Annotated in this window: 20 protein-coding genes, 4 tRNA genes and 1 pseudogene; 18 read left to right on the top strand and 7 right to left on the bottom strand. The window is 57.3% G+C overall.

Annotated elements, in window-relative coordinates; all coding sequences use genetic code 11:
- The first annotated feature begins 37 nt into the window (after positions 1–37).
- From purF to RGM2987_RS18200, 6 genes are all read left to right on the top strand, one after another.
- Positions 38–1,543, top strand: coding sequence for an amidophosphoribosyltransferase (gene purF, locus RGM2987_RS18225; protein ID WP_245143905.1), 1,506 nt, complete (start codon positions 38–40; stop codon positions 1,541–1,543).
- A gap of 57 nt (positions 1,544–1,600) precedes the next feature.
- Positions 1,601–2,812: an O-succinylhomoserine sulfhydrylase gene (locus tag RGM2987_RS18220; protein WP_245143903.1), complete on the top strand. Its 1,212-nt coding sequence runs from the start codon at positions 1,601–1,603 to the stop codon at positions 2,810–2,812.
- Positions 2,809–3,582: an SDR family oxidoreductase gene (locus RGM2987_RS18215; RefSeq protein ID WP_245143900.1), complete on the top strand. Its 774-nt coding sequence runs from the start codon at positions 2,809–2,811 to the stop codon at positions 3,580–3,582. The genes RGM2987_RS18220 and RGM2987_RS18215 overlap by 4 nt, the downstream gene beginning before the upstream one ends.
- A 90-nt stretch (positions 3,583–3,672) precedes the next feature.
- A tRNA-Val gene (locus RGM2987_RS18210) sits at positions 3,673–3,748 on the top strand.
- A gap of 58 nt (positions 3,749–3,806) precedes the next feature.
- Positions 3,807–3,883, top strand: a tRNA-Asp gene (locus RGM2987_RS18205).
- A gap of 89 nt (positions 3,884–3,972) precedes the next feature.
- Positions 3,973–4,049, top strand: a tRNA-Asp gene (locus RGM2987_RS18200).
- Between the two features lie 215 nt (positions 4,050–4,264).
- Here RGM2987_RS18200 and RGM2987_RS18195 read toward each other — a convergent pair.
- Complete coding sequence (locus RGM2987_RS18195; RefSeq protein ID WP_245143898.1) at positions 4,265–5,548, bottom strand: FAD-binding oxidoreductase; 1,284 nt, start codon at positions 5,546–5,548, stop codon at positions 4,265–4,267.
- Positions 5,549–5,731: 183 nt separating this feature from the next.
- Between RGM2987_RS18195 and RGM2987_RS18190 the strand changes: the two genes are divergently transcribed.
- Positions 5,732–5,808: transfer RNA gene (locus RGM2987_RS18190), tRNA-Val, on the top strand.
- A gap of 98 nt (positions 5,809–5,906) precedes the next feature.
- On the opposite strand, the gene RGM2987_RS18185 is transcribed toward RGM2987_RS18190, so the two are convergent.
- The gene (locus tag RGM2987_RS18185) at positions 5,907–6,311 is read right to left on the bottom strand and encodes a tyrosine-type recombinase/integrase (protein WP_245143895.1); all 405 of its coding nucleotides are present in this window, start codon (positions 6,309–6,311) and stop codon (positions 5,907–5,909) included.
- Positions 6,312–6,360: 49 nt separating this feature from the next.
- On the opposite strand from RGM2987_RS18185, the gene RGM2987_RS18180 reads away from it, so the two are divergent.
- The 9 genes and pseudogenes from RGM2987_RS18180 (at position 6,361) to RGM2987_RS18140 (ending at position 10,818) form a co-directional block, all read left to right on the top strand.
- Positions 6,361–6,810 (top strand): hypothetical protein, encoded by a 450-nt coding sequence (locus RGM2987_RS18180; protein WP_245143893.1) that lies wholly within the window; start codon positions 6,361–6,363, stop codon positions 6,808–6,810.
- A 131-nt stretch (positions 6,811–6,941) separates the two neighbouring features.
- A pseudogene (locus tag RGM2987_RS18175) lies at positions 6,942–7,145 on the top strand (MFS transporter); the annotation flags it as partial.
- A 387-nt stretch (positions 7,146–7,532) separates the two neighbouring features.
- A complete protein-coding gene (locus RGM2987_RS18170; protein WP_245143891.1) occupies positions 7,533–8,078 on the top strand; it encodes a hypothetical protein in 546 nt (181 codons plus the stop codon).
- 155 nt (positions 8,079–8,233) lie between these two features.
- Entirely contained in the window at positions 8,234–8,434 is a 201-nt protein-coding gene (locus RGM2987_RS18165; RefSeq protein WP_245143889.1) for a hypothetical protein, read from the top strand.
- Positions 8,435–8,640: 206 nt separating this feature from the next.
- Entirely contained in the window at positions 8,641–8,913 is a 273-nt protein-coding gene (locus tag RGM2987_RS18160; protein WP_245143888.1) for a hypothetical protein, read from the top strand.
- 195 nt (positions 8,914–9,108) lie between these two features.
- Positions 9,109–9,372 carry a hypothetical protein gene (locus RGM2987_RS18155; RefSeq protein ID WP_245143887.1) on the top strand — a complete coding sequence of 88 codons (264 nt, stop codon included), beginning with the start codon at positions 9,109–9,111 and terminating at the stop codon, positions 9,370–9,372.
- On the top strand, positions 9,359–10,102 hold the full coding sequence (locus RGM2987_RS18150; protein ID WP_245143886.1) for a zeta toxin family protein: 744 nt from the start codon (positions 9,359–9,361) through the stop codon (positions 10,100–10,102). The genes RGM2987_RS18155 and RGM2987_RS18150 overlap by 14 nt, the downstream gene beginning before the upstream one ends.
- Positions 10,103–10,154: 52 nt before the next feature.
- Positions 10,155–10,424 carry a YceK/YidQ family lipoprotein gene (locus tag RGM2987_RS18145; RefSeq protein ID WP_245143885.1) on the top strand — a complete coding sequence of 90 codons (270 nt, stop codon included), beginning with the start codon at positions 10,155–10,157 and terminating at the stop codon, positions 10,422–10,424.
- Between the two features lie 58 nt (positions 10,425–10,482).
- Entirely contained in the window at positions 10,483–10,818 is a 336-nt protein-coding gene (locus tag RGM2987_RS18140; RefSeq protein ID WP_245143883.1) for a hypothetical protein, read from the top strand.
- Here the strand turns inward: RGM2987_RS18140 and RGM2987_RS18135 are convergent.
- Positions 10,788–11,249: an HD domain-containing protein gene (locus tag RGM2987_RS18135; protein ID WP_245143882.1), complete on the bottom strand. Its 462-nt coding sequence runs from the start codon at positions 11,247–11,249 to the stop codon at positions 10,788–10,790. The two genes, RGM2987_RS18140 and RGM2987_RS18135, sit on opposite strands and share 31 nt — an antisense overlap.
- Before the next feature lie 230 nt (positions 11,250–11,479).
- Here RGM2987_RS18135 and RGM2987_RS18130 point away from each other — a divergent pair, with 230 nt between their 5' ends.
- Entirely contained in the window at positions 11,480–12,241 is a 762-nt protein-coding gene (locus tag RGM2987_RS18130) for a hypothetical protein (protein ID WP_245143881.1), read from the top strand.
- A gap of 320 nt (positions 12,242–12,561) precedes the next feature.
- Here RGM2987_RS18130 and RGM2987_RS18125 read toward each other — a convergent pair whose 3' ends face one another.
- The 3 genes from RGM2987_RS18125 to RGM2987_RS18115 form a co-directional block, all read right to left on the bottom strand.
- The gene (locus RGM2987_RS18125; protein WP_245143880.1) at positions 12,562–12,738 is read right to left on the bottom strand and encodes a DUF3606 domain-containing protein; all 177 of its coding nucleotides are present in this window, start codon (positions 12,736–12,738) and stop codon (positions 12,562–12,564) included.
- Positions 12,739–12,866: 128 nt separating this feature from the next.
- Complete coding sequence (locus tag RGM2987_RS18120; protein ID WP_245143879.1) at positions 12,867–15,194, bottom strand: hypothetical protein; 2,328 nt, start codon at positions 15,192–15,194, stop codon at positions 12,867–12,869.
- A 295-nt stretch (positions 15,195–15,489) separates the two neighbouring features.
- Positions 15,490–15,690 carry a hypothetical protein gene (locus RGM2987_RS18115; RefSeq protein WP_245143877.1) on the bottom strand — a complete coding sequence of 67 codons (201 nt, stop codon included), beginning with the start codon at positions 15,688–15,690 and terminating at the stop codon, positions 15,490–15,492.
- 313 nt (positions 15,691–16,003) lie between these two features.
- Between RGM2987_RS18115 and RGM2987_RS18110 the strand changes: the two genes are divergently transcribed.
- Entirely contained in the window at positions 16,004–16,474 is a 471-nt protein-coding gene (locus tag RGM2987_RS18110) for an anti-virulence regulator CigR family protein (protein WP_245143873.1), read from the top strand.
- 128 nt (positions 16,475–16,602) lie between these two features.
- Here the strand turns inward: RGM2987_RS18110 and RGM2987_RS18105 are convergent, their stop codons facing one another.
- On the bottom strand, positions 16,603–18,465 hold the full coding sequence (locus RGM2987_RS18105; RefSeq protein ID WP_245143869.1) for a sigma-54-dependent Fis family transcriptional regulator: 1,863 nt from the start codon (positions 18,463–18,465) through the stop codon (positions 16,603–16,605).
- Between the last annotated feature and the right edge of the window lie 156 nt (positions 18,466–18,621).

Here is an 18,621-nt window from a genome sequence, read left to right as displayed (position 1 = left end):
TGTTCAGTTCAGATCCATTAAGTAGGGGTTGCGTCGCATGTGTGGCATCGTCGGTATCGTCGGTAAGTCGAACGTCAATCAGGCGCTGTATGACGCGCTAACCGTGCTCCAGCACCGCGGCCAGGACGCTGCCGGTATCGTGACCAGCCATGATGGCCGGTTATTCCTGCGCAAGGACAACGGCCTGGTACGTGACGTGTTCCACCAGCGTCACATGCAGCGCCTGGTCGGCCACATGGGCATCGGCCATGTGCGCTACCCGACTGCGGGCAGCTCGACGTCGGCGGAGGCCCAGCCGTTCTACGTCAACTCGCCGTACGGCATCACCCTGGCGCACAACGGCAACCTGACCAACGTCGAGCAGTTGGCCAAGGAAATCTACGAATCGGACCTGCGTCACGTCAACACCAGTTCCGACTCGGAAGTGATGCTCAACGTGTTCGCCCATGAACTGGCCCAGCGCGGCAAGCTGCAGCCTACCGAAGAAGACGTGTTTGCCGCCGTGACCGACGTGCACAACCGTTGCGTGGGCGGCTACTCGGTGGTGGCGATGATCACCGGCTACGGCATCGTCGGTTTCCGCGACCCCCATGGCATCCGTCCGATCGTGTTCGGCCAGCGTCACACTGACGAAGGCGTCGAGTACATGATCGCCTCCGAAAGCGTGTCCCTGGACGTGCTGGGCTTTACCCTGATCCGCGACCTGGCGCCAGGCGAAGCGGTGTACATCACCGAAGACGGCAAGCTGCACACCCGTCAGTGCGCGACCAACCCGAGCCTGACCCCGTGCATCTTCGAGCACGTCTACCTGGCGCGTCCGGATTCGATCATCGACGGCATTTCGGTATACAAGGCTCGCCTGCGCATGGGCGAGAAGCTGGCCGAGAAGATCCTGCGCGAGCGTCCGGACCACGACATCGACGTGGTCATCCCGATCCCGGATACCAGCCGCACCGCGGCCCTGGAACTGGCTAACCATCTGGGCGTCAAGTTCCGCGAAGGTTTCGTCAAGAACCGCTACATCGGCCGTACCTTTATCATGCCGGGCCAAGCGGCACGGAAAAAATCCGTACGCCAGAAGCTCAACGCCATCGAGCTGGAGTTCCGCGGCAAGAACGTGATGCTGGTGGACGACTCCATCGTCCGTGGCACCACCTGCAAGCAGATCATCCAGATGGCCCGTGAAGCCGGCGCCAAGAACGTGTATTTCTGCTCCGCGGCCCCAGCCGTGCGTTACCCGAACGTCTACGGCATCGATATGCCAAGTGCCCATGAACTGATCGCTCACAACCGCAGCACCCAGGACGTGGCCGACCTGATCGGCGCCGACTGGTTGATCTATCAGGACCTGCCGGACCTGATCGAAGCGGTTGGCGGCGGCAAGATCAAGATCGAGCAATTCGACTGCGCCGTATTCGACGGCAAGTACGTCACCGGCGACATCGACGAGGCCTACCTGAACAAGATCGAGAACGCACGTAACGATGCGTCCAAGGTCAAGACTCAGGCGGTCAGTGCGATCATCGATCTGTACAACAACTGATAGACGAACCGGCCCTGAGGGGCCGGTTTGCGTTTAACCGATTGAAGGAGTGGCAGCATGAGTCAGGATTGGGATGCCGGTCGGCTGGACAGCGACCTTGAAGGCGTAGCGTTCGATACCCTGGCGGTTCGCGCCGGCCAGCACCGCACGCCGGAAGCCGAGCACGGCGATCCGATGTTCTTTACCTCCAGCTACGTGTTCCGCACCGCAGCCGATGCGGCGGCGAGGTTTGCTGGAGAAGTGCCGGGCAACGTCTACTCGCGCTACACCAACCCGACCGTCCGGGCTTTCGAGGAGCGCATCGCGGCCCTGGAAGGCGCCGAGCAGGCAGTGGCGACTGCCACCGGCATGGCCGCGATCATGGCTGTAGTCATGAGCCTGTGCAGTGGCGGTGACCACGTGCTGGTGTCGCGCAGCGTCTTCGGCTCGACCATCAGCCTTTTCGAAAAGTACCTCAAGCGCTTCGGTGTCGAAGTCGACTACGTGCCCCTGGCGGATTTGTCCGGTTGGGATGCGGCGATCAAGGCCAACACCAAGCTGCTGTTTGTCGAATCGCCTTCCAACCCCCTGGCTGAACTGGTGGACATTGCCGCGCTGGCGGAAATCGCTCACGCCAAGGGTGCCATGCTGGTGGTGGATAACTGCTTCTGCACGCCTGCGCTGCAGCAGCCCTTGAAGCTGGGGGCGGACGTGGTGGTGCATTCGGCAACCAAGTTCATCGACGGCCAGGGTCGTTGCATGGGCGGCGTGGTGGCCGGTCGTGGCGAGCAGATGAAAGAAGTGGTGGGCTTCCTGCGTACCGCCGGGCCGACCCTCAGCCCGTTCAACGCCTGGATCTTCCTCAAGGGTCTGGAAACCCTCGGCCTGCGGATGAAAGCCCATTGCGCCAACGCCCAGGCCGTGGCCGAGTGGCTGGAACAGCAGGACGGCATCGAGAAGGTGCATTACGCCGGCCTCAAGAGTCATCCGCAACATGACCTGGCCGTGCGCCAGCAGCGCGGCTTTGGCGCAGTGGTGAGCTTTGAAGTCAAAGGGGGCAAGGAGGGTGCCTGGCGCTTCATCGACGCGACACGGCTGATCTCCATCACTGCCAACCTGGGTGACAGCAAGACTACCATTACCCACCCGAGCACCACCTCCCACGGCCGTCTGTCGCCCCAGGAGCGTGAAGCTGCGGGCATTCGTGACAGCCTGATCCGTGTTGCGGTCGGCCTGGAAGACGTGGCCGACCTGCAAGCCGACCTGGCCCGTGGGTTGGCGGCTTTGTGATCGAGCTGGCTACGCCGCCCAGCGGCACTCATGGCCGGGTTGCCCTGGTTACGGGCGCCGCACGCGGCATTGGCCTGGGCATCGCCGCCTGGTTGATCTGCGAAGGCTGGCAGGTGGTGTTGACCGACCTGGACCGCGAACGCGGTTCCAAGGTGGCGAAAACCTTGGGTGATAACGCCTGGTTCATCGCCATGGACGTCGCGGACGAGGCGCAGGTCGCTACCGGTATCGCCGAGGTGCTCGGACAGTTCGGGCGGCTTGACGCGCTGGTGTGCAACGCGGCCATCGCCGACCCGCACAACATCACCCTGGAAAGCCTGGACCTGGCCTACTGGAATCGGGTCCTGGCGGTAAACCTGGGCGGGCCGATGCTGCTGGCCAAGCACTGTGCGCCGTACCTGCGCGCTCACAACGGCGCCATCGTCAACCTGGCCTCGACCCGCGCCGGCCAATCGGAGCCTGATACCGAAGCCTATGCGGCGAGCAAGGGTGGTTTGCTGGCCCTGACCCACGCCTTGGCGATCAGCCTTGGTCCGGAGATCCGGGTCAACGCCGTCAGCCCAGGTTGGATTGACGCCCGGGACCCGTCCCAGCGCCGCGCCGAGCCACTGACCGACGCCGACCACGCCCAGCATCCTGCGGGGAGGGTCGGTACGGTGGAGGACGTAGCGGCGATGGTGGCGTGGCTGTTGTCGCGCAACGCCGGTTTCGTCACGGGTCAGGAGTTCGTGGTAGACGGCGGCATGACCAAGAAAATGATTTACGAGTGAAACTGGTTGAAACTGTTTTGAAAAAACTTCAACCCTGCTATTGACTTAGCTTCGTTACCTGCGTAAATTTCGCGGCCTCAACGAAGCAAAGGGTGATTAGCTCAGCCGGGAGAGCGTCTGCCTTACAAGCAGAATGTCGGCGGTTCGATCCCGTCATCACCCACCATGTTTTACGAGAGTCTTGCGAAAGCAGGACGGAAGCTGTCAAAAGCCTCCACCGACGCGCAGCGGTAGTTCAGTCGGTTAGAATACCGGCCTGTCACGCCGGGGGTCGCGGGTTCGAGTCCCGTCCGCTGCGCCATATTTTGCGAAGCAGGTTTGCCTGGTTCGAGATCAAGACCCAAGGGTCAAGGTCAGACGAGTTAAATGGACGCAAGTCCACAGCGATACGCAGCGGTAGTTCAGTCGGTTAGAATACCGGCCTGTCACGCCGGGGGTCGCGGGTTCGAGTCCCGTCCGCTGCGCCATATCTGCTTCGAGGCCCACTGAACGCCTTGAAGCTAAGAAGAAAGCCGTAGGCATCTTCCAATCGATAGCAAAGACCCTGGTCGAAAGACCGGGGTTTTTTGTTTTCGGCATAATGATCTCGAGTGTAGGAACAATCGCCGTGGCGAGGGAGCTTGCTCCCGCTGGGCTGCGAAGCAGCCCCTTTCCAGATCCACGAAGCGCTCGGGGCGGGGTCTCAGAACCCTAGCCGATCCCGCAACCCGTAATACCAGGCCCCCATCGCCGCAAACGGCGTGCGCAACAACTGGCCGCCCGGGAACGGGTAATGGGGCAGGTCCGCAAACGCATCAAAACGCTCAGCCTGACCACGAAGTGCCTCCGCCAGGACCTTGCCCGCCAGGTGCGTATACGTCACGCCATGGCCGCTGCAACCCTGGGAGTAATAGATGTTGTCCCCCAGGCGCCCCACTTGAGGAAGGCGCGACAACGTCAGTAGGAAATTTCCGGTCCAGGCGTAGTCGATCTTCACATCCTTGAGCTGCGGGAACGCCTTGAGCATCTTCGGCCGGATGATCGCCTCGATGTTCGCCGGATCCCTCGCGCCATACACCACGCCACCGCCGAAGATCAGGCGTTTGTCGCCTGTCAGCCGGTAGTAGTCGAGCAGGTAGTTGCAATCTTCGACGCAGTAATCCTGGGGCAGCAAGCTGTGCGCCAGTTCATCACCCAACGGTTCTGTAGTAATGACTTGCGTGCCGCACGGCATGGACTTGGCTGCCAATTCCGGCACCAGATTACCGAGGTAGGCGTTGCCCGCCACGATAATGAATTTGGCCCTGACCTTGCCCTGGGGCGTGTGCACAACCGGATTGGCGCCGCGCTCAATGCGAACGGCCGGCGACTGCTCATGAATCACCCCGCCCAAGGACTCCACCGCCGCCGCTTCGCCCAACGCCAGGTTGAGCGGATGGATATGCCCGCCGCTCATGTCCAGCATCCCGCCGACATACTCTTCACAAGCCACCACTTCGCGAATACGGCGCTGATCCATCAACTCCAACTGTGTGTGACCGAAACGCTCCCATAGGCGCTTCTGGGACTCCAGATGCCCCATTTGCTTGGTGGTGAGTGCGGCGAATACACCACCATCTTTCAAATCGCACTGAATCTGATACTTCGCCACCCGCTCGCGAATGATCCGGCCGCCCTCGAAGGCCATTTTACCCAGCAACTGCGCCTGCGCAGGCCCGACGCTGCGCTCGATCACATCGATGTCGCGGCTATAACTGTTAACGATCTGCCCGCCGTTGCGACCCGATGCGCCAAAACCGACCTTGGCGGCTTCAAGGACCGTGACCTTGAAACCGTTCTCCAGCAAAAACAGGGCAGAGGACAGGCCGGTGTAACCCGCACCGATCACACACACATCGGTCTCGACTTCATCCTGCAGGGCCGGGCGTGACGGAGCCGGGTTGGCCGACGCGGCGTAATAAGACGCTGGGTAGGGAGTGTTCGCCATTCTGCAACCTCTGTTTTATATTTTTTACGAATGCGCAGATCCTACCCGAGATAAAAATCGCCCGCCAGCCACCGGCAAATCTTCGCCCGGCGGGTGAAATTAAATATTTTGCATATTCATAGGGTTAGGTGAAAAAAAGGTGTTGACACCCCTTTGGAATTCCGTAGAATGCCGCCTCACAGCAGGCACGTAGCTCAGTTGGTTAGAGCACCACCTTGACATGGTGGGGGTCGTTGGTTCGAGTCCAATCGCGCCTACCAAACAAAATCCGCTCTGCTGGGCGGTCTAGAGGGGTTACCGGAAACGGTAGCCCCTTTTTGCTTTCTGCCATTTGCAAAACTTTTGCAAAACCCCCACCTCAGAACGCCAATTCGGCGCACACCTCGACGTATTCAATCGTCTTATCTCCATGCTCCTCCTGGTAGTGCTTGGTCATCTTCTCGTCCGAGTGGCCCATCAAGGCCTGGATGTACTCCATTGGGAAATTTTGTTGCTCATAGAGCCATGCGCCCAAAGGGCGGATCTCGTGAAAAGTGGGGCGCTCACCGGCCGGGACATGGTCGTAGGCCTGGGCTGCGTCCCGTGCCTTGCTGAACTCCTTGGTCAGGTAGTCAGGCGTCACCGATGTCCAGTGGTCTTTCGCATCAATCTGCTCCCGACGCCGGGCCTTTGGCTTGTAGTGGATCAAGTACGGCGACATGATCGGCGAGCGAAGGCGCTCACCAACCACCTCGCGCAACGCAGCTCCCATGGTGATTTTCAAGTGAACCGGATTGTCGTACCCCTGAGTTTTCCTAAAGAACGCTCCCAAAATGTCGATAGACTTTTATCGTGCATTCATGGAGCGGATGGATATGTTTGGTTTCCTGGCCGGCAAGGCAAAGGCGTTGTCCGAAACAGTTAGCGAGAAAGTCGTCTCGGCAAAGGACGCAGTTCTTGACTCGGTCGGAGAGGGCGCGAATTCAGCTTTCAAGTATTTGGAAGAGAGCTGGCCGCAGATCGAGCGCGTGTTGGTTGATGGCATGCTCACTGTAACGCATGACCGAATAAAGGATGATGAGGTTTTCATGCTTGTTGCGGAGAAAGCTTTCGAGCTTCTGCCAGCACCTGTACGGCTGGTGCTACCAAGGGCCGCTTTTCTGGCCCACACTGAAAAGCATCGTGCAGTCATCGTAGAAAAGATTGAGGCGAAAAGGGAGCAGCGGCTAGCGCTTGATGCCCCGGCAGCTTCGGAACCTCCATCAACGCCATCCAGCACTTAATCGGGTCTCTGATTCTCCCCTTGTGCAGAGGGATCAGGGACTCGCCTGGCGTTTTCATTGTCTTGGTAGACCCATCTCGACCGAAATTGCCGCCTTGCAAACATCTACGCTGGTGAAGTCTTCCGCTTGCCATTTTCATTTTCTCGGGTGCAGTCTGCGCCCACTACCTGACCGGTCTCATCAGTTCCTACTTTGGCGTGGTCGAGCCGCGCAGTGTTGCGGGCGTCGGGTTCCTGCTGGGGACGTTCGGCGGCTCGCTCATTGCCGCCATCACCCGGGCCATCAAAGCCGCTGACCTCTGGGCCTTCATTCGCCAGCGGTTCGGAGGAGGCAACGGGTCATGGATGGAGGCAGCGAATGGGCATTCTGGTGGGGGGCTCAGTCAGGGAAGTACACTCGTCGCGGGAGCGTTGCCAAATTGATTGAGGCTTATATGAAAAAGGTAATTTTGGCACTCTCATTGGTCTCACTGGTTGCCTGCATGCCTTATCAATCAGTGACCTCGACGGATCCAAATTGGATGCGTATGGGGGGAGATGCGCCTGAGGGCTATCCAAGGACGTTTGTTGAGAACCTGAGCGGCAACTGCTCTTTGGTTACCGAGTCATGGTCTGAGAGTAGAATCAACGGTCGTCTTCTGTGGACCAAGAAGCAGTCTCGAAAGGCTGCTACCTGCCCAAAGGCCTCACCTCTTTAAACCCATTTCTGAATATGGAAATTCGATGAACCCATCCAAGCTTTCGACTTCACTGTCCTGCGCTATTGCCATCTTGATGCTAAGTGGATGCGCTGCCTCCGTGAAAAGCGGCGGAACCGAAGCGCTGGTCATTCATGAGTCGGCCAAGCAGAACCTGGTGGTCAACTTCCAGGGAACCGGCAAGGTTGAACAAAACGAGGACTGGCCTCGTTTGAAGCAGGAATGGAATGAAGCTCTGCGAGCGGAAGCAACCCGTGCCGGTTACAACCTTGCGGAAACCGGGGCACCGGGCCCACAGGGTAAAGAGGGTGTCGGTATCAAGATCAACGTGACCAATTTCCGTTACCTGTCGCCGGGCGCACGTTACGGGGCTGGGGTCATGGTCGGAAACGCGTGGGTCAACTCCAGTGCAGATTATTCGGACTTGAAATCTGGTCGCCTGATTGGCACCCGGACCTATGACACGACGTCGTCTGCTTGGGAGGGGGTCATGTCGGCGATGACCCAAAAGCAGGTCCAGGCGATTTCTCAGCAAATCATCAGTGATATCAAAAGCGCAAAAGCGGAGTAACGCATGGTCTTGCGGCGCTTCTATTGGAGGTAGATATTGTCGGTTGGACGAGCCCAGCCCTGTGCTGGGCTTCTTTGTTTCACATCGTCCAGATTACTTTCTGCGGCGTATCTCGTTGAAACGGATGCAGCAACGCCCCGAAGAAGAATTAATCAATGGCCAGGAAACTCCAGGAAAGCACAGCGGTGACCGCTGCTGACATTGAGCGCTCTATCCAGGCACTCAACAAAATGGCTGAACGCCTCTGGGGCGACGGTCGGGAAGCGGAGGCGAAAGCCTTGCTGGACGCCTTGGATGCTTTAAACAGAGCGCTCGACAGGATCAGGATCGGGGAGAGCCGTAGGGTTCTTCATTGAAGCGGGGATGGAACACTGCCAGTCCTGACTGTCCACTATGGTCGACTTGCCGTTGCTGAAATCTCTTATGCAATCCTCGGAAACAGGTGTCTTGTGGTATTCGATTTATCAGCCCTATAGTTCTTCCGTCGCCCTGATGGTAACTCGGGTTTGGCGACTCGATTGAATGAAGCAGGCCTTTCCTTCAATTCAGCGAGGTACCAGCCATGAACCGATACATGCCCATCACCGGCATCGACATCACTCCCGCAGCACTGCTCATCGACACCGAAGCGCCCCTTGATGTCCTTTTCGAAACGGCCGATTACCGTATCCGTACCGTCACTCAGGTCCTGGAAAATATCGCGTTTCGTTCGGACATCAGTTCAGACACCGTGGTACTCACCGATTTTTGTAAATTGCTAACGACATCGTTGCGTGATGGATGTGACGTGATGGACGTGATCGGAAGGCGGCTGCGGGCGCAGGCGGCGGAATAACTGAGACGGGCGGCTTCTGAGTCGCCCGTTTCATGGGAACTGCAAAAGTACAACAGTGGTCTCGTTAGCCTGTATCATGCTGTGGTTGAGGCAATACTCTCAGGTCTTTTTTTCTGAGCCATGGGGAGGAACGCGGCAGCCCTTTAGAAGCTCATTCGTGTTATGAGAATGATGGATACTTGGAGGGAAGATTTTATGACTGAGACTGTAAAAAAACCTCTTTCAGAGCAAGCCATCCGGAATCTGGAGATGCAGATTCCGGATGTGGCAGCAGGAGCCACTCATGCGGCGTTCTTCCGCGCCCTTGCGGCTGGACATGTGGTGCTCAAGGTTGAAGGTAACCAGATAGTTGAGTCGAAGGCTGACGGCAGTGTACGGGTGGTTGGCGAGGCCAAGCCTCGTCGCAAGGTGACTGTCGGAGAAGTCGTCAAGGTGCGTCGTATTAATGCCAGTGCCTAGGTTACGAGTGTTTGCAGGCCCTAATGGGTCCGGCAAGAGCACGATCAAAGAGCAGATTCCCGCCAACCTCATTGGCACGTATGTAAACGCTGACGAGATAGAGAAGGAGGCCAGAGCTTCCGGTTTCGTTGATCTTGCTCAATTCGACGTCACAACGACTCTAAAGGCTTTGCAAGGGTTCTTTGCTGGTCACCCGCTACTTCAGAAAGCAGGGCAACAAGGTCATGCAGGCCTGATAGCTCTAGACGATCAGCGCGTAGATTTTCGTGGCGTCCAGGTAAGCTCCTATTATGCTTCTGTGATGTCTGACTTCATTAGGCACAATCTGCTTGCCCAGAAGGTCAGTTTTACATTTGAAACCGTAATGTCTTTTAAGGACAAAGTTGAGTTCATGCAGCTGGCACAAGCCAATGGCTACAGAACATATCTATATTTTGTCGCGACCGAGTCTCCAGAAATCAATATCAACCGGGTTGCGAACCGTGTCGACGATGGTGGCCACGACGTGGCGCAAGAAAAAATTGTTGAACGTTATTACCGCTCGGTTGAGCTTCTTCCTGTCGCTATCGCTGCTTCGGATCGTGCTTATATTTTCGATAACTCCAGGGAGCAATCCGTTCTGCTGGCCGAAGTTACCGATGGGACGGAACTCCAGTTCCATGAAGAAGAAATACCGGATTGGTTCATTCACGGGTACGTGGACAAGGTTACGAGCTATGGCGGGTGTTAAATACCAACGGCACGACGGTAAGATCAGTGCATAGTGATTTCGGAGCCACCGCATGAAGTTTTTCCTGGCCTCCCTGGCCGTTGTGTCATTGACAGGCTGCTCCACACTCTCCGAAACCTTCGACGAGCGCCCGCGCTGCGGCCCCCATCCCTATTGTGGATCCTCGAGCGATATTGAGCTGATCAAGGCCGCAACGGACGAAAACGCCGGCATTTTCCGCGCCTTGGTACCGCTGGCGGTGATCGACCTGCCGTTCAGCATTGTCGCCGATACGTTGTTCTTGCCGTATACGGCCTTTGCCAGTGACCCGGCTCGGGACTGAGCCGTCAGCCATACCCCGACCATGAACCGGTTTCCTGCGCTGAACAAGGAGCACGAAAGTGACAAGCAAGTTAGTGGCGTGCGCGTTATGTCTGGTGAGCGTATTGACTGTTCAGGCTGCCCACAGCAGCGGGGTGGACGAGTCTGAAGAGAGCGCATCAACGCTCTGCAAAATACTCGATGGCCTCGATGCCTTGACCCAGGCTTCGGAGTTCTCGGCCAAGAGCCGGACGGTCAACATTGTCATAGACGGCTCTGCAGCAGACGCCAAAAAGCTCTGCCCGGAAATCAACGCTCTCGTCGAGCAGAACGAATTGGTTTTTGCCAAGGGTTGGGCGGTCGAAATCGTATCTTCCAGGCCGGACTATTCGGTTATCGGGACTTGTCCGTTGTAGTCGAGCTGTTCCAGCCTCGCCAGGTATTCGCTGGCCTTGCGATATTTCTCGACCCGCTCCACGTCTTCCTGGCTCGGACACTCAATCCGCGTCAAATCACTGTTCTCCGCAAGGTCAGCCAACTTTACCCGACGGGCCAGCGGATCACGTGCAGCGCGTTCAATAAAGGCCTGGTAAGTCTCGCCTTCGCGTTTGGTCAGCGATTCAATAGCGGCCAGGACGGCTTCGCCGAAGCCCGCATTGCGCAGGTCGGCGAGCGACACCTTGGTATCTTCGACCACGTCATGCAACACCGCCGCCATTCGCTCTTCGTCACTCGTCAGGCGCAACATGACTCTCAACGGATGTAGGATGTAGGGCGAGCCACCTTTATCGATCTGCCCTTCGTGGGCCTGTGCCGCGATGGATATAGCCTTTTCCAGTGTACTCATGCCCTGTCTCGCTTTGCTTTGTGTTATCGGCGCCAGATTCTCAACTTTGATGGCTGCACACGGACATCGTAGCGAATGTCTTGACGGTTCGCTGGTGCAGCTTTCCGGAACAGGTTCTTGCACTCAGCGCGAACGCGGAGCAACGACGCACCTGAAGTAAAGTATCCGTGGCGCTGAAATTTGCGTAGTCTCGCGGGAGTTACGGAGCAGTCGGTTTTTACGGAATCTGGATGAGTAGAAGAATGCAGGAGGGGCCTGATTGGGTGGTGTGGTGCGTGAGCTTGGGGCTGTTCATCGCCGGGGGTATTTTCTTTAAAGTCGTTCCCGGCAGCCTGAGCATGACGGATTTTGTAGCAATGGTTTCCGCGATAGGGACATTTGCAGCGGCGGTCGCTGCTTGGCAGAGTGCGAAAATTTCGAAGGAGGCGGCGACCCAAAGCCGCAACGCGACTAGGTTCAATGAACTAACCTCCCACAAAAAACATTTTGACGAGCTGCTTCAACAGGTGGAGCGTGATCTTGAAGTTGTTTTCTACAACGGCACAAAGCTCTACGACGATATTTTTCCCAGCAACAGGGACTTGACCAAACCGTTCTCAATTATAGGTACCGGGGAGTGCCTGGGAGCTTGGGAAAGCACCTATAACGCTTTGGGTGGCTTTTCCCATGGCGGTTATAAGGAATCGATCGGAATACAGCGCTGGGTGATTACCGCAATGCATCTGGTGGGGAGTATGCAAATGCGTACTTTGCGAAACAGCTGCCATCAAATCTATTTGGATGGATACACGCCTACAGGGATCGATGAAGATCATCCGGCAAAATATATGATAAAAATCTGTGATGTGTTGAATAGAATTTATCAGTTCAGCTTCGTCGAGATTTCAGTCAGTGTGTTTCCTGCTTCAGCTGTATTCGAAGAGGCATTTAAAAAATACTTTGCGTCTGTCGTAAGTGGCAATACAAATCATCAGTTCCGCGGCCCTCGATAGCTTTCCGTCTAAGCGAGGGCTGGGAGCGGATGAGGCGTGCCCCCAGCATAGTGCTTATTCCACGCTACAGATCCACCGATGGTTATGTCGGTAGGGAGCGCGAATAAATGCTACCTCAGACACCATTACCATCCCACGATCCTGAAGTGCCTCGGTCAGTTCTACGAGTGTCTCTGCTTCGATAGTCATTGCTGTTACCTCGTCAGATTACTACGTTCATAATTCTTGACCGAGCGCTTTGAGCAATAATTCATTTTTTCTATTCAGGGGACGCTGCCCGCCAATAAGGAGCCCCACGTCATGCGTAGGGCTCGCAACCCTCATTGACCAAGGTGCTTGCGAACATCCACCACCATCGGCCCAACCGCCTTCACCGCCGCCTTTAACTGGTCTTCAGTGACCCTGAACTCCTTCGTCCAGTACTTCAATTCCCACTCTTCGGAAGTATTAATACGGTTCCGGTCCTGGGGGCCGCGGTTGCTCAAGTTATCAGTCATTGCCTCGTTCCTTGTATAAGGCCTGGGATCGCCAGGCGACAACAAGGTAGACCGCTGGGCTTAACGATTTGCGCCAGACAATTGTGGAAGGTCTTCACTCACGACACTGAACAGCGCCGAGCTTTCCGTCATCCAAGACGCAAGTACCTGAACCAGACGTCGCCGGATACGGCGAGAGTGGTCTCGGTTATGCGATGCAGGATACCCAGGCCTGGTTCATCGTCCTCATGAAAGCCGGCAAAGACTGTGCGTCCTCCCACTGCGGGTATGAGCAACTCCACTTCGGTTGCAGTCGAGTTACTGGTGTACCCCATGACCAGTCTGATTCTTTGTCCTTCTCGCGGGGGATGAGGTAGCTCGAGGTTGCCCGGCTTCCCATGCAGGTCCTCGCCGAGGGGCCAGAGTTTTCTGCTGTTGTTGATAAAGAATTTCGGGCGCTCCAGCAATGCACCCAGGAGTGTCGAAAGCCTGTCCTGCACCGGCACCCTGAATGTGCAATCGATTAAACGGATATCGCAGTTCTGTCCGGCAGTGACCCAGTCTTGATCCTCGTCGGCTTCAACGAGCAATGCCCCATACGCTTGGAGCAGGACAGACGCAACGGGAGGTTGGGGGCTTGAGCAGTTGATTCTTGAGACGCAACCGCCGGTCATGGTGTATTCGCCTGGGGCTTGTGGCTTGAAGGCGATCCCGTCTTCCTGGCCAACGCCACGGCAATTTCTGATGGACGCAATCACCCGGAAGTTTGCGTTATTACCCCGAGTAGCAATGGATTCCCCCACGATGTTTTCCAGGTCGAGCTTGAGCGCGAACAGGGACTGCTTCGAGGGGAGCCTGTCATCGAGATTGACTTCCACATTCAAACCGCTGCCATGGGCATTGTGGACGGTGAGTTCCTCACATACTGCAATGGACGCGTCGGCGAATTGAATTTTGCCGGGCCTGACCCAGAGTCGTTGCGGCACATTCAATTGGGATCGATATTGAAGGCCATCGACGATGATCCTGCGCCAGAATCGATATTCGATCGGGGTCCCCACGGGTTTGGCTGTGCCAGGGCTTTGCGTGTGTAGGAGAAGCTCCAAGTCGCCGACCGCTCTGTGACTGATGATTGTAATGTTACGCATCAAGAGGTCGCCATCACAGAAGCCTCCCGTGTCGCCTCTTCCTTTTACAAACCCGTCGCTGCGATGCGCCATGCTACGAGCATGGAAGGTAACTGTGTCGAGGTCCAGATTGCCGAGCGCCGTCACCAGAATCCCGCTGTGGCCTACCACCATGTTGCGCAATCGCAACCATTCCATGAATGGCTGATGGAAATCCACACGGCTGAGCACGCCGTCTCGGAAGGTGACCCGTTGGCAAAGATTGCTACCGGTCGCCCCCCATCCTTCCCCGTCGGCATGGGGGGTTATTTCAATGTCGTAGCAGGTATTGAGCTGGAAGTTATAGGCATAGTTGAAGTCTGCGTTTCGGATGACCCACTGCATTTCTGTGCGAGCCCTGACCTGACAACATTCAGAAAAATAAATGTAGGTTGGATTTCGGGGCGTATAAATATTTTCATCCTGGATGAAGCGCACATCCAGATCGAGCAGGCTGGTACTTACCCGGACATATTCATTCGACACGGCATTGTTGCGGATATCCAGCGTTAATCCCTTGACCGTGCGTCGTCGCTCTTCCATTTGAAACACTTTGACGGAGGATACGTTAACGTCCGCCAAGGAGTACCTCAATGGCGAGCACACAACGCCATCTTTGTAGACTCTGTTTAACTCAATCCGTTTTTTTGTCTCCGAACGATAGGTATAAAAATCCTGTTCCGTGTAGATGATGACGAAGCTGTCACTGACTTCCGGACGGCCGAACCAGCCCGAGAATCGCGACGAGCCTACATCCAGATCCTGAGAACTCATCAAAAGCCTGACGACCGGAGAGTCTGGTCCATAGGTCTGTGGGCTGTTCTTTCGGGCGAAGACAAAACGCCCGGACCAGGACGAACAATCGAAGATGGCGCCGGAGAAATCGCAATCAGTGGTGAGTTCAACCAGGCCGTTATCCAAGAGCTTGAATCGGCCCCTTGCAACCAGCGTCGCTTGTGCTTCGTTGGCCGCGCTTGCTGCTTTCTGCAACGCGGGCAAGCAATCCTCGTTGCCTGAGGGGTCTGCACCGAATGCCGCCAAGGACATTCGCTCCGATGCGTCGGGAAGTACGCGAAGCTTCAATCCTGCGGCAGTCTCCAGATGAGGTTCAGCCGTCTGGACCATGACTTCATAGCGGAAGCCTTGCGCCAGGAGGATGTCTCCGGCCGAGATCGCCGAGTAATCAAGGTCAACATCTTCCAGCATTTCGGAAACTGAACTAAACAAGGCGCCAATGCGTGCAGACAGGCGGCGCGTGAGTTTGGCTTCAGTAATTGAATGATCAGGCAATTCTTCAAATTGACAGTCCATGGCGCGGTTTCCTACGCAGGAAACGTAGAGGTATTACCTCAACGTTGAAATCAAGTGTCGATGAACTCCGGATATTAGGCGGTCAGCTTTGCGACAGACGAGTTGAATGAGTAACTACTTATGTAGCCTGACTCATATTCAGTTTTTAACTGTCAGGTATGACAGGCGCGACAAACGGTCAACTTAGGATGGGCTGGTGTTGCGGGAGTCGGCTTTGCTCGTTGTGGCGATCTGAAGGGAGTGCCCACTGCTTGAAAGTGGGCGGTATCCCTAAGCCTTCAACCTGAACAACAGGTCATGCCGCCGCTCCCTCGCCAAACCCGTGTTCTTGCATTGCCATCATAAAGGGCAACGGCATGGCTTGTTTCACCTCAACGGACGCCACTTCAAAACCACCCACTATCTGCCCATGAAGCTCGCTCAGCCGGATCGACTCTTCTTCCTTTGCCTTTGCCATTCTCGCGTGGTTCGCTGCGATTTCATTGAGAGTTGACACGGTACATCTCCGGTGGCTGACCAAGCATGATTGAGTTGCCGCAGCGTCAGAATATCGTCGTCCTGGCTGCTACGGCCTTTGCTGCAAACCCTAAGCCAGACGTGGCCGAGCAAGGCCCGGCCACGCTTTGCAGGCGACGAATGGAGGTTCGAACGCCAGGGACCCTTCAACCATGCCTCAGCAATAAGTCACTGATAATACAAGCGGACCCATCCGTATCCGGACGTCGGTACACCAACATCTGGCCGGTCAGGAAGCTGGCGTAACCGTGAACGTCTACAGTTACTGTGCATCAGCCCTTGAGAGAACCACCATGTCCAAATTGCATTCGTTGATTGCAGTGATCGCCTGCCTTACCGTTGTGGCCACTTCCGCGACCGTCCTGGCGGACCCGGGCAACGGCAAGGGAAACGCTAAATTCGATCAAGGCCAGGGTCATGGTCAAGGAGGTAAGGGCGGGCAGGGCAACAAGGGTGGCAAGGCCAACCCGCCCGGCGGCGACTGGCACGACGGCCCAAGCATCGACCGCGGCGGTGTCCTTGGTGTGATCGGCGGTTACCGTGACTATTGGCGCCCGGGCCCGGCACTGCCCCCGGGTATCCAGAAAAGCCTCGCCCGCGGCAAGCCGTTGCCTCCAGGTATCGCCAAGAAGCTGGACGGACGTCTGCTGGGTCGGTTGCCGCACTATGACGGTTATGAATGGCAGCAGGTGGGCACCGATCTGATTCTGGTGGCGATCGCCAGCGGCATCATCTATGAAGTGCTGAACGGTGCGTTCGACTGACGCGCTGGCCAGTCAGTGAGACGAACCTTATGTGGGAGCGAGCTTGCTCGCGATGACGGCGTGTCAGTTACTGCATTGTCGGCTGAACTGACGCTATCGCGAGCAAGCTCGCTCCCACAGGTTTTGTATCAGTTTTCAAGTTGGCGCAGGCGCTTGTACAGGGTATTGCGGCTGACCCCCAGCCGTCGCGCCAGGTGCGAAATATTCCCGCCCACTGCCTGCAACTGCCTGTTCAAATCCTCTGCATCGTTCAGGTCCACCGCCAGCGGTTCGGGAGTGTCTACCGGCTCCATTTCAAGATCGACAAAGAAGTCGTCCGGCAGGTGTTCCGGGCGGATTGGTTGTTCCTCGGCCATCGCCAGGGCCACTTGCAGCACGCTGCTGACCTGGCGCAGGTTGCCCGGCCATGGATGGCGTTCGAACAGGTCCAGGACCTCGCGGCTCAAGCCGGCCCATTGGGTCGGTTCGCGGTGGTGTTCCCAGAGGCGTTTGAACAGCGCCTGCTTGTCGCTGCGTTCGCGCAGGGGCGGCAGTTCCAGGGTCAGGCCGCCGATGCGGTAGTACAGGTCTTCACGGAACCGGCCCAGTTGCACCTGTTCACGGAGCAGGCGGTTGGTGGCGGAAATGATGCGGATGTCCACCGGGAACAGCTCGGCGCTGCCCACCGGTTGCACGCAACGCTCCTGTAAAACCCGCAGCAGCCGGGCCTGGGTCGGCAGGGGCATGTCGCCAATCTCGTCGAGGAACAGTGTGCCGTGGTCGGCTTTGCGGATCAGGCCGATGCTGCCTTTCTGGTTGGCACCGGTGAAGGCGCCTTTTTCGTAACCGAACAGTTCCGATTCCACCAGCTCGGCGGGGATCGCCGCGCAGTTGACCGCGATGAACGCTTGCTTGCAGCGCGAGCTGGCCTGGTGCAGGGCCTTGACGAACACTTCCTTGCCGACCCCGGTCTCGCCATGGATCAGCAACGGAATGTCTTTTTCCAGCAGACGTTCGGCCTGGCGCACGGCTTTTTCCACGCGGCTGTCACCAAAATGCAGGGTGTTGAGGCTGATGGCGTTGCTGGCGGGCACCGGCACGGGTGTAGGTGTAGGTGTAGGTGCGGGCTCGGCAAACACGCGCGGCTTGATCGACAGCTGGCTGGGGCGCTTGAGCAGGCATTGGAAGCGGTTGCGCCCCGATGCCTGCAACGAGAACGGCAGGCCGTCGGGCTGGTTCAGCAACTCCATCAGCGAGACCTTGAACAGGCTTTCGATGCTCACCCGCGACAGGCTCAGGCCCAGCAGATTATCGGCCCGGCGGTTGGCCGACAGCACCTGGCCGGTTTCATCGAAAATCAGCAGCCCGGCCCATTGGCTGTCGAGGTTGTTCAACCCGGTATTGAAGGTCAGCTGGAAGTGTTCACCGCGAAACAGGTTGAGGATCAGCCGGTTCTCCACGGTCTGGCTCATCATCTTGACCATGCCCAGGGTGTGCGAGGGCGGCAGGTAGCTGTCGCTGGAGACGTCCAGCACGGCGATGACCTTGCGCTCGGCATCGAAGATCGGCGCGGCCGAGCCAGTCATGAAGCGGTTGGCCTTGAGAAAGTGTTCATCGTGCTCGATGTGCACCGCCTGCTCGCAGGCCAGGGCGGTGCCGATAGCGTTGGTGCCGGTGCAGCGCTCCATCCAGCTCGCCCCGGCGCTGAAGCCGTGGGCCAGTTTCGGCTCGATGAACCGTTGGGTGCCCCACGAGGTGAGCACCTGGCCCTGGTTGTCGGCCAGCATGATCAGGCAATTGGAATTGCTCAGGATGTTCTCGTAATACGGCAGCACTTCCTGGTGGGTGGTTTGCACCAGCGAATGCTGGCTTTCCAGCAACTGGGCGATGCCTTCGGCGGGCAGCGGCTCGAAGGAGGGCACGCTCTGATGGCTCAAGCCAAAGGCGCGGCAACGGGACCAGGAAGCCTGGATGATGGCCTCGTGGGACAAGGCAGGAGCTGGTGCGGCCATGGGGCACTCTCGCAGGAGCTTTTTATTGTTGGGGTGAGTCTCGCACATCCTCCTTGTGCTGGGGCAGGTCTGGATGTGACTGAGTGCACATCCCCTGTGGGAGCGGGCTTGCTCGCGAAAGCGGTGGATCAGATACATGAATGTCGACTGATACAC

It is taken from the genome of Pseudomonas sp. RGM2987, from assembly GCF_022952855.1.
Lineage (GTDB): Bacteria > Pseudomonadota > Gammaproteobacteria > Pseudomonadales > Pseudomonadaceae > Aquipseudomonas.
This window is presented reverse-complemented; position numbering and strand designations above follow the sequence as displayed.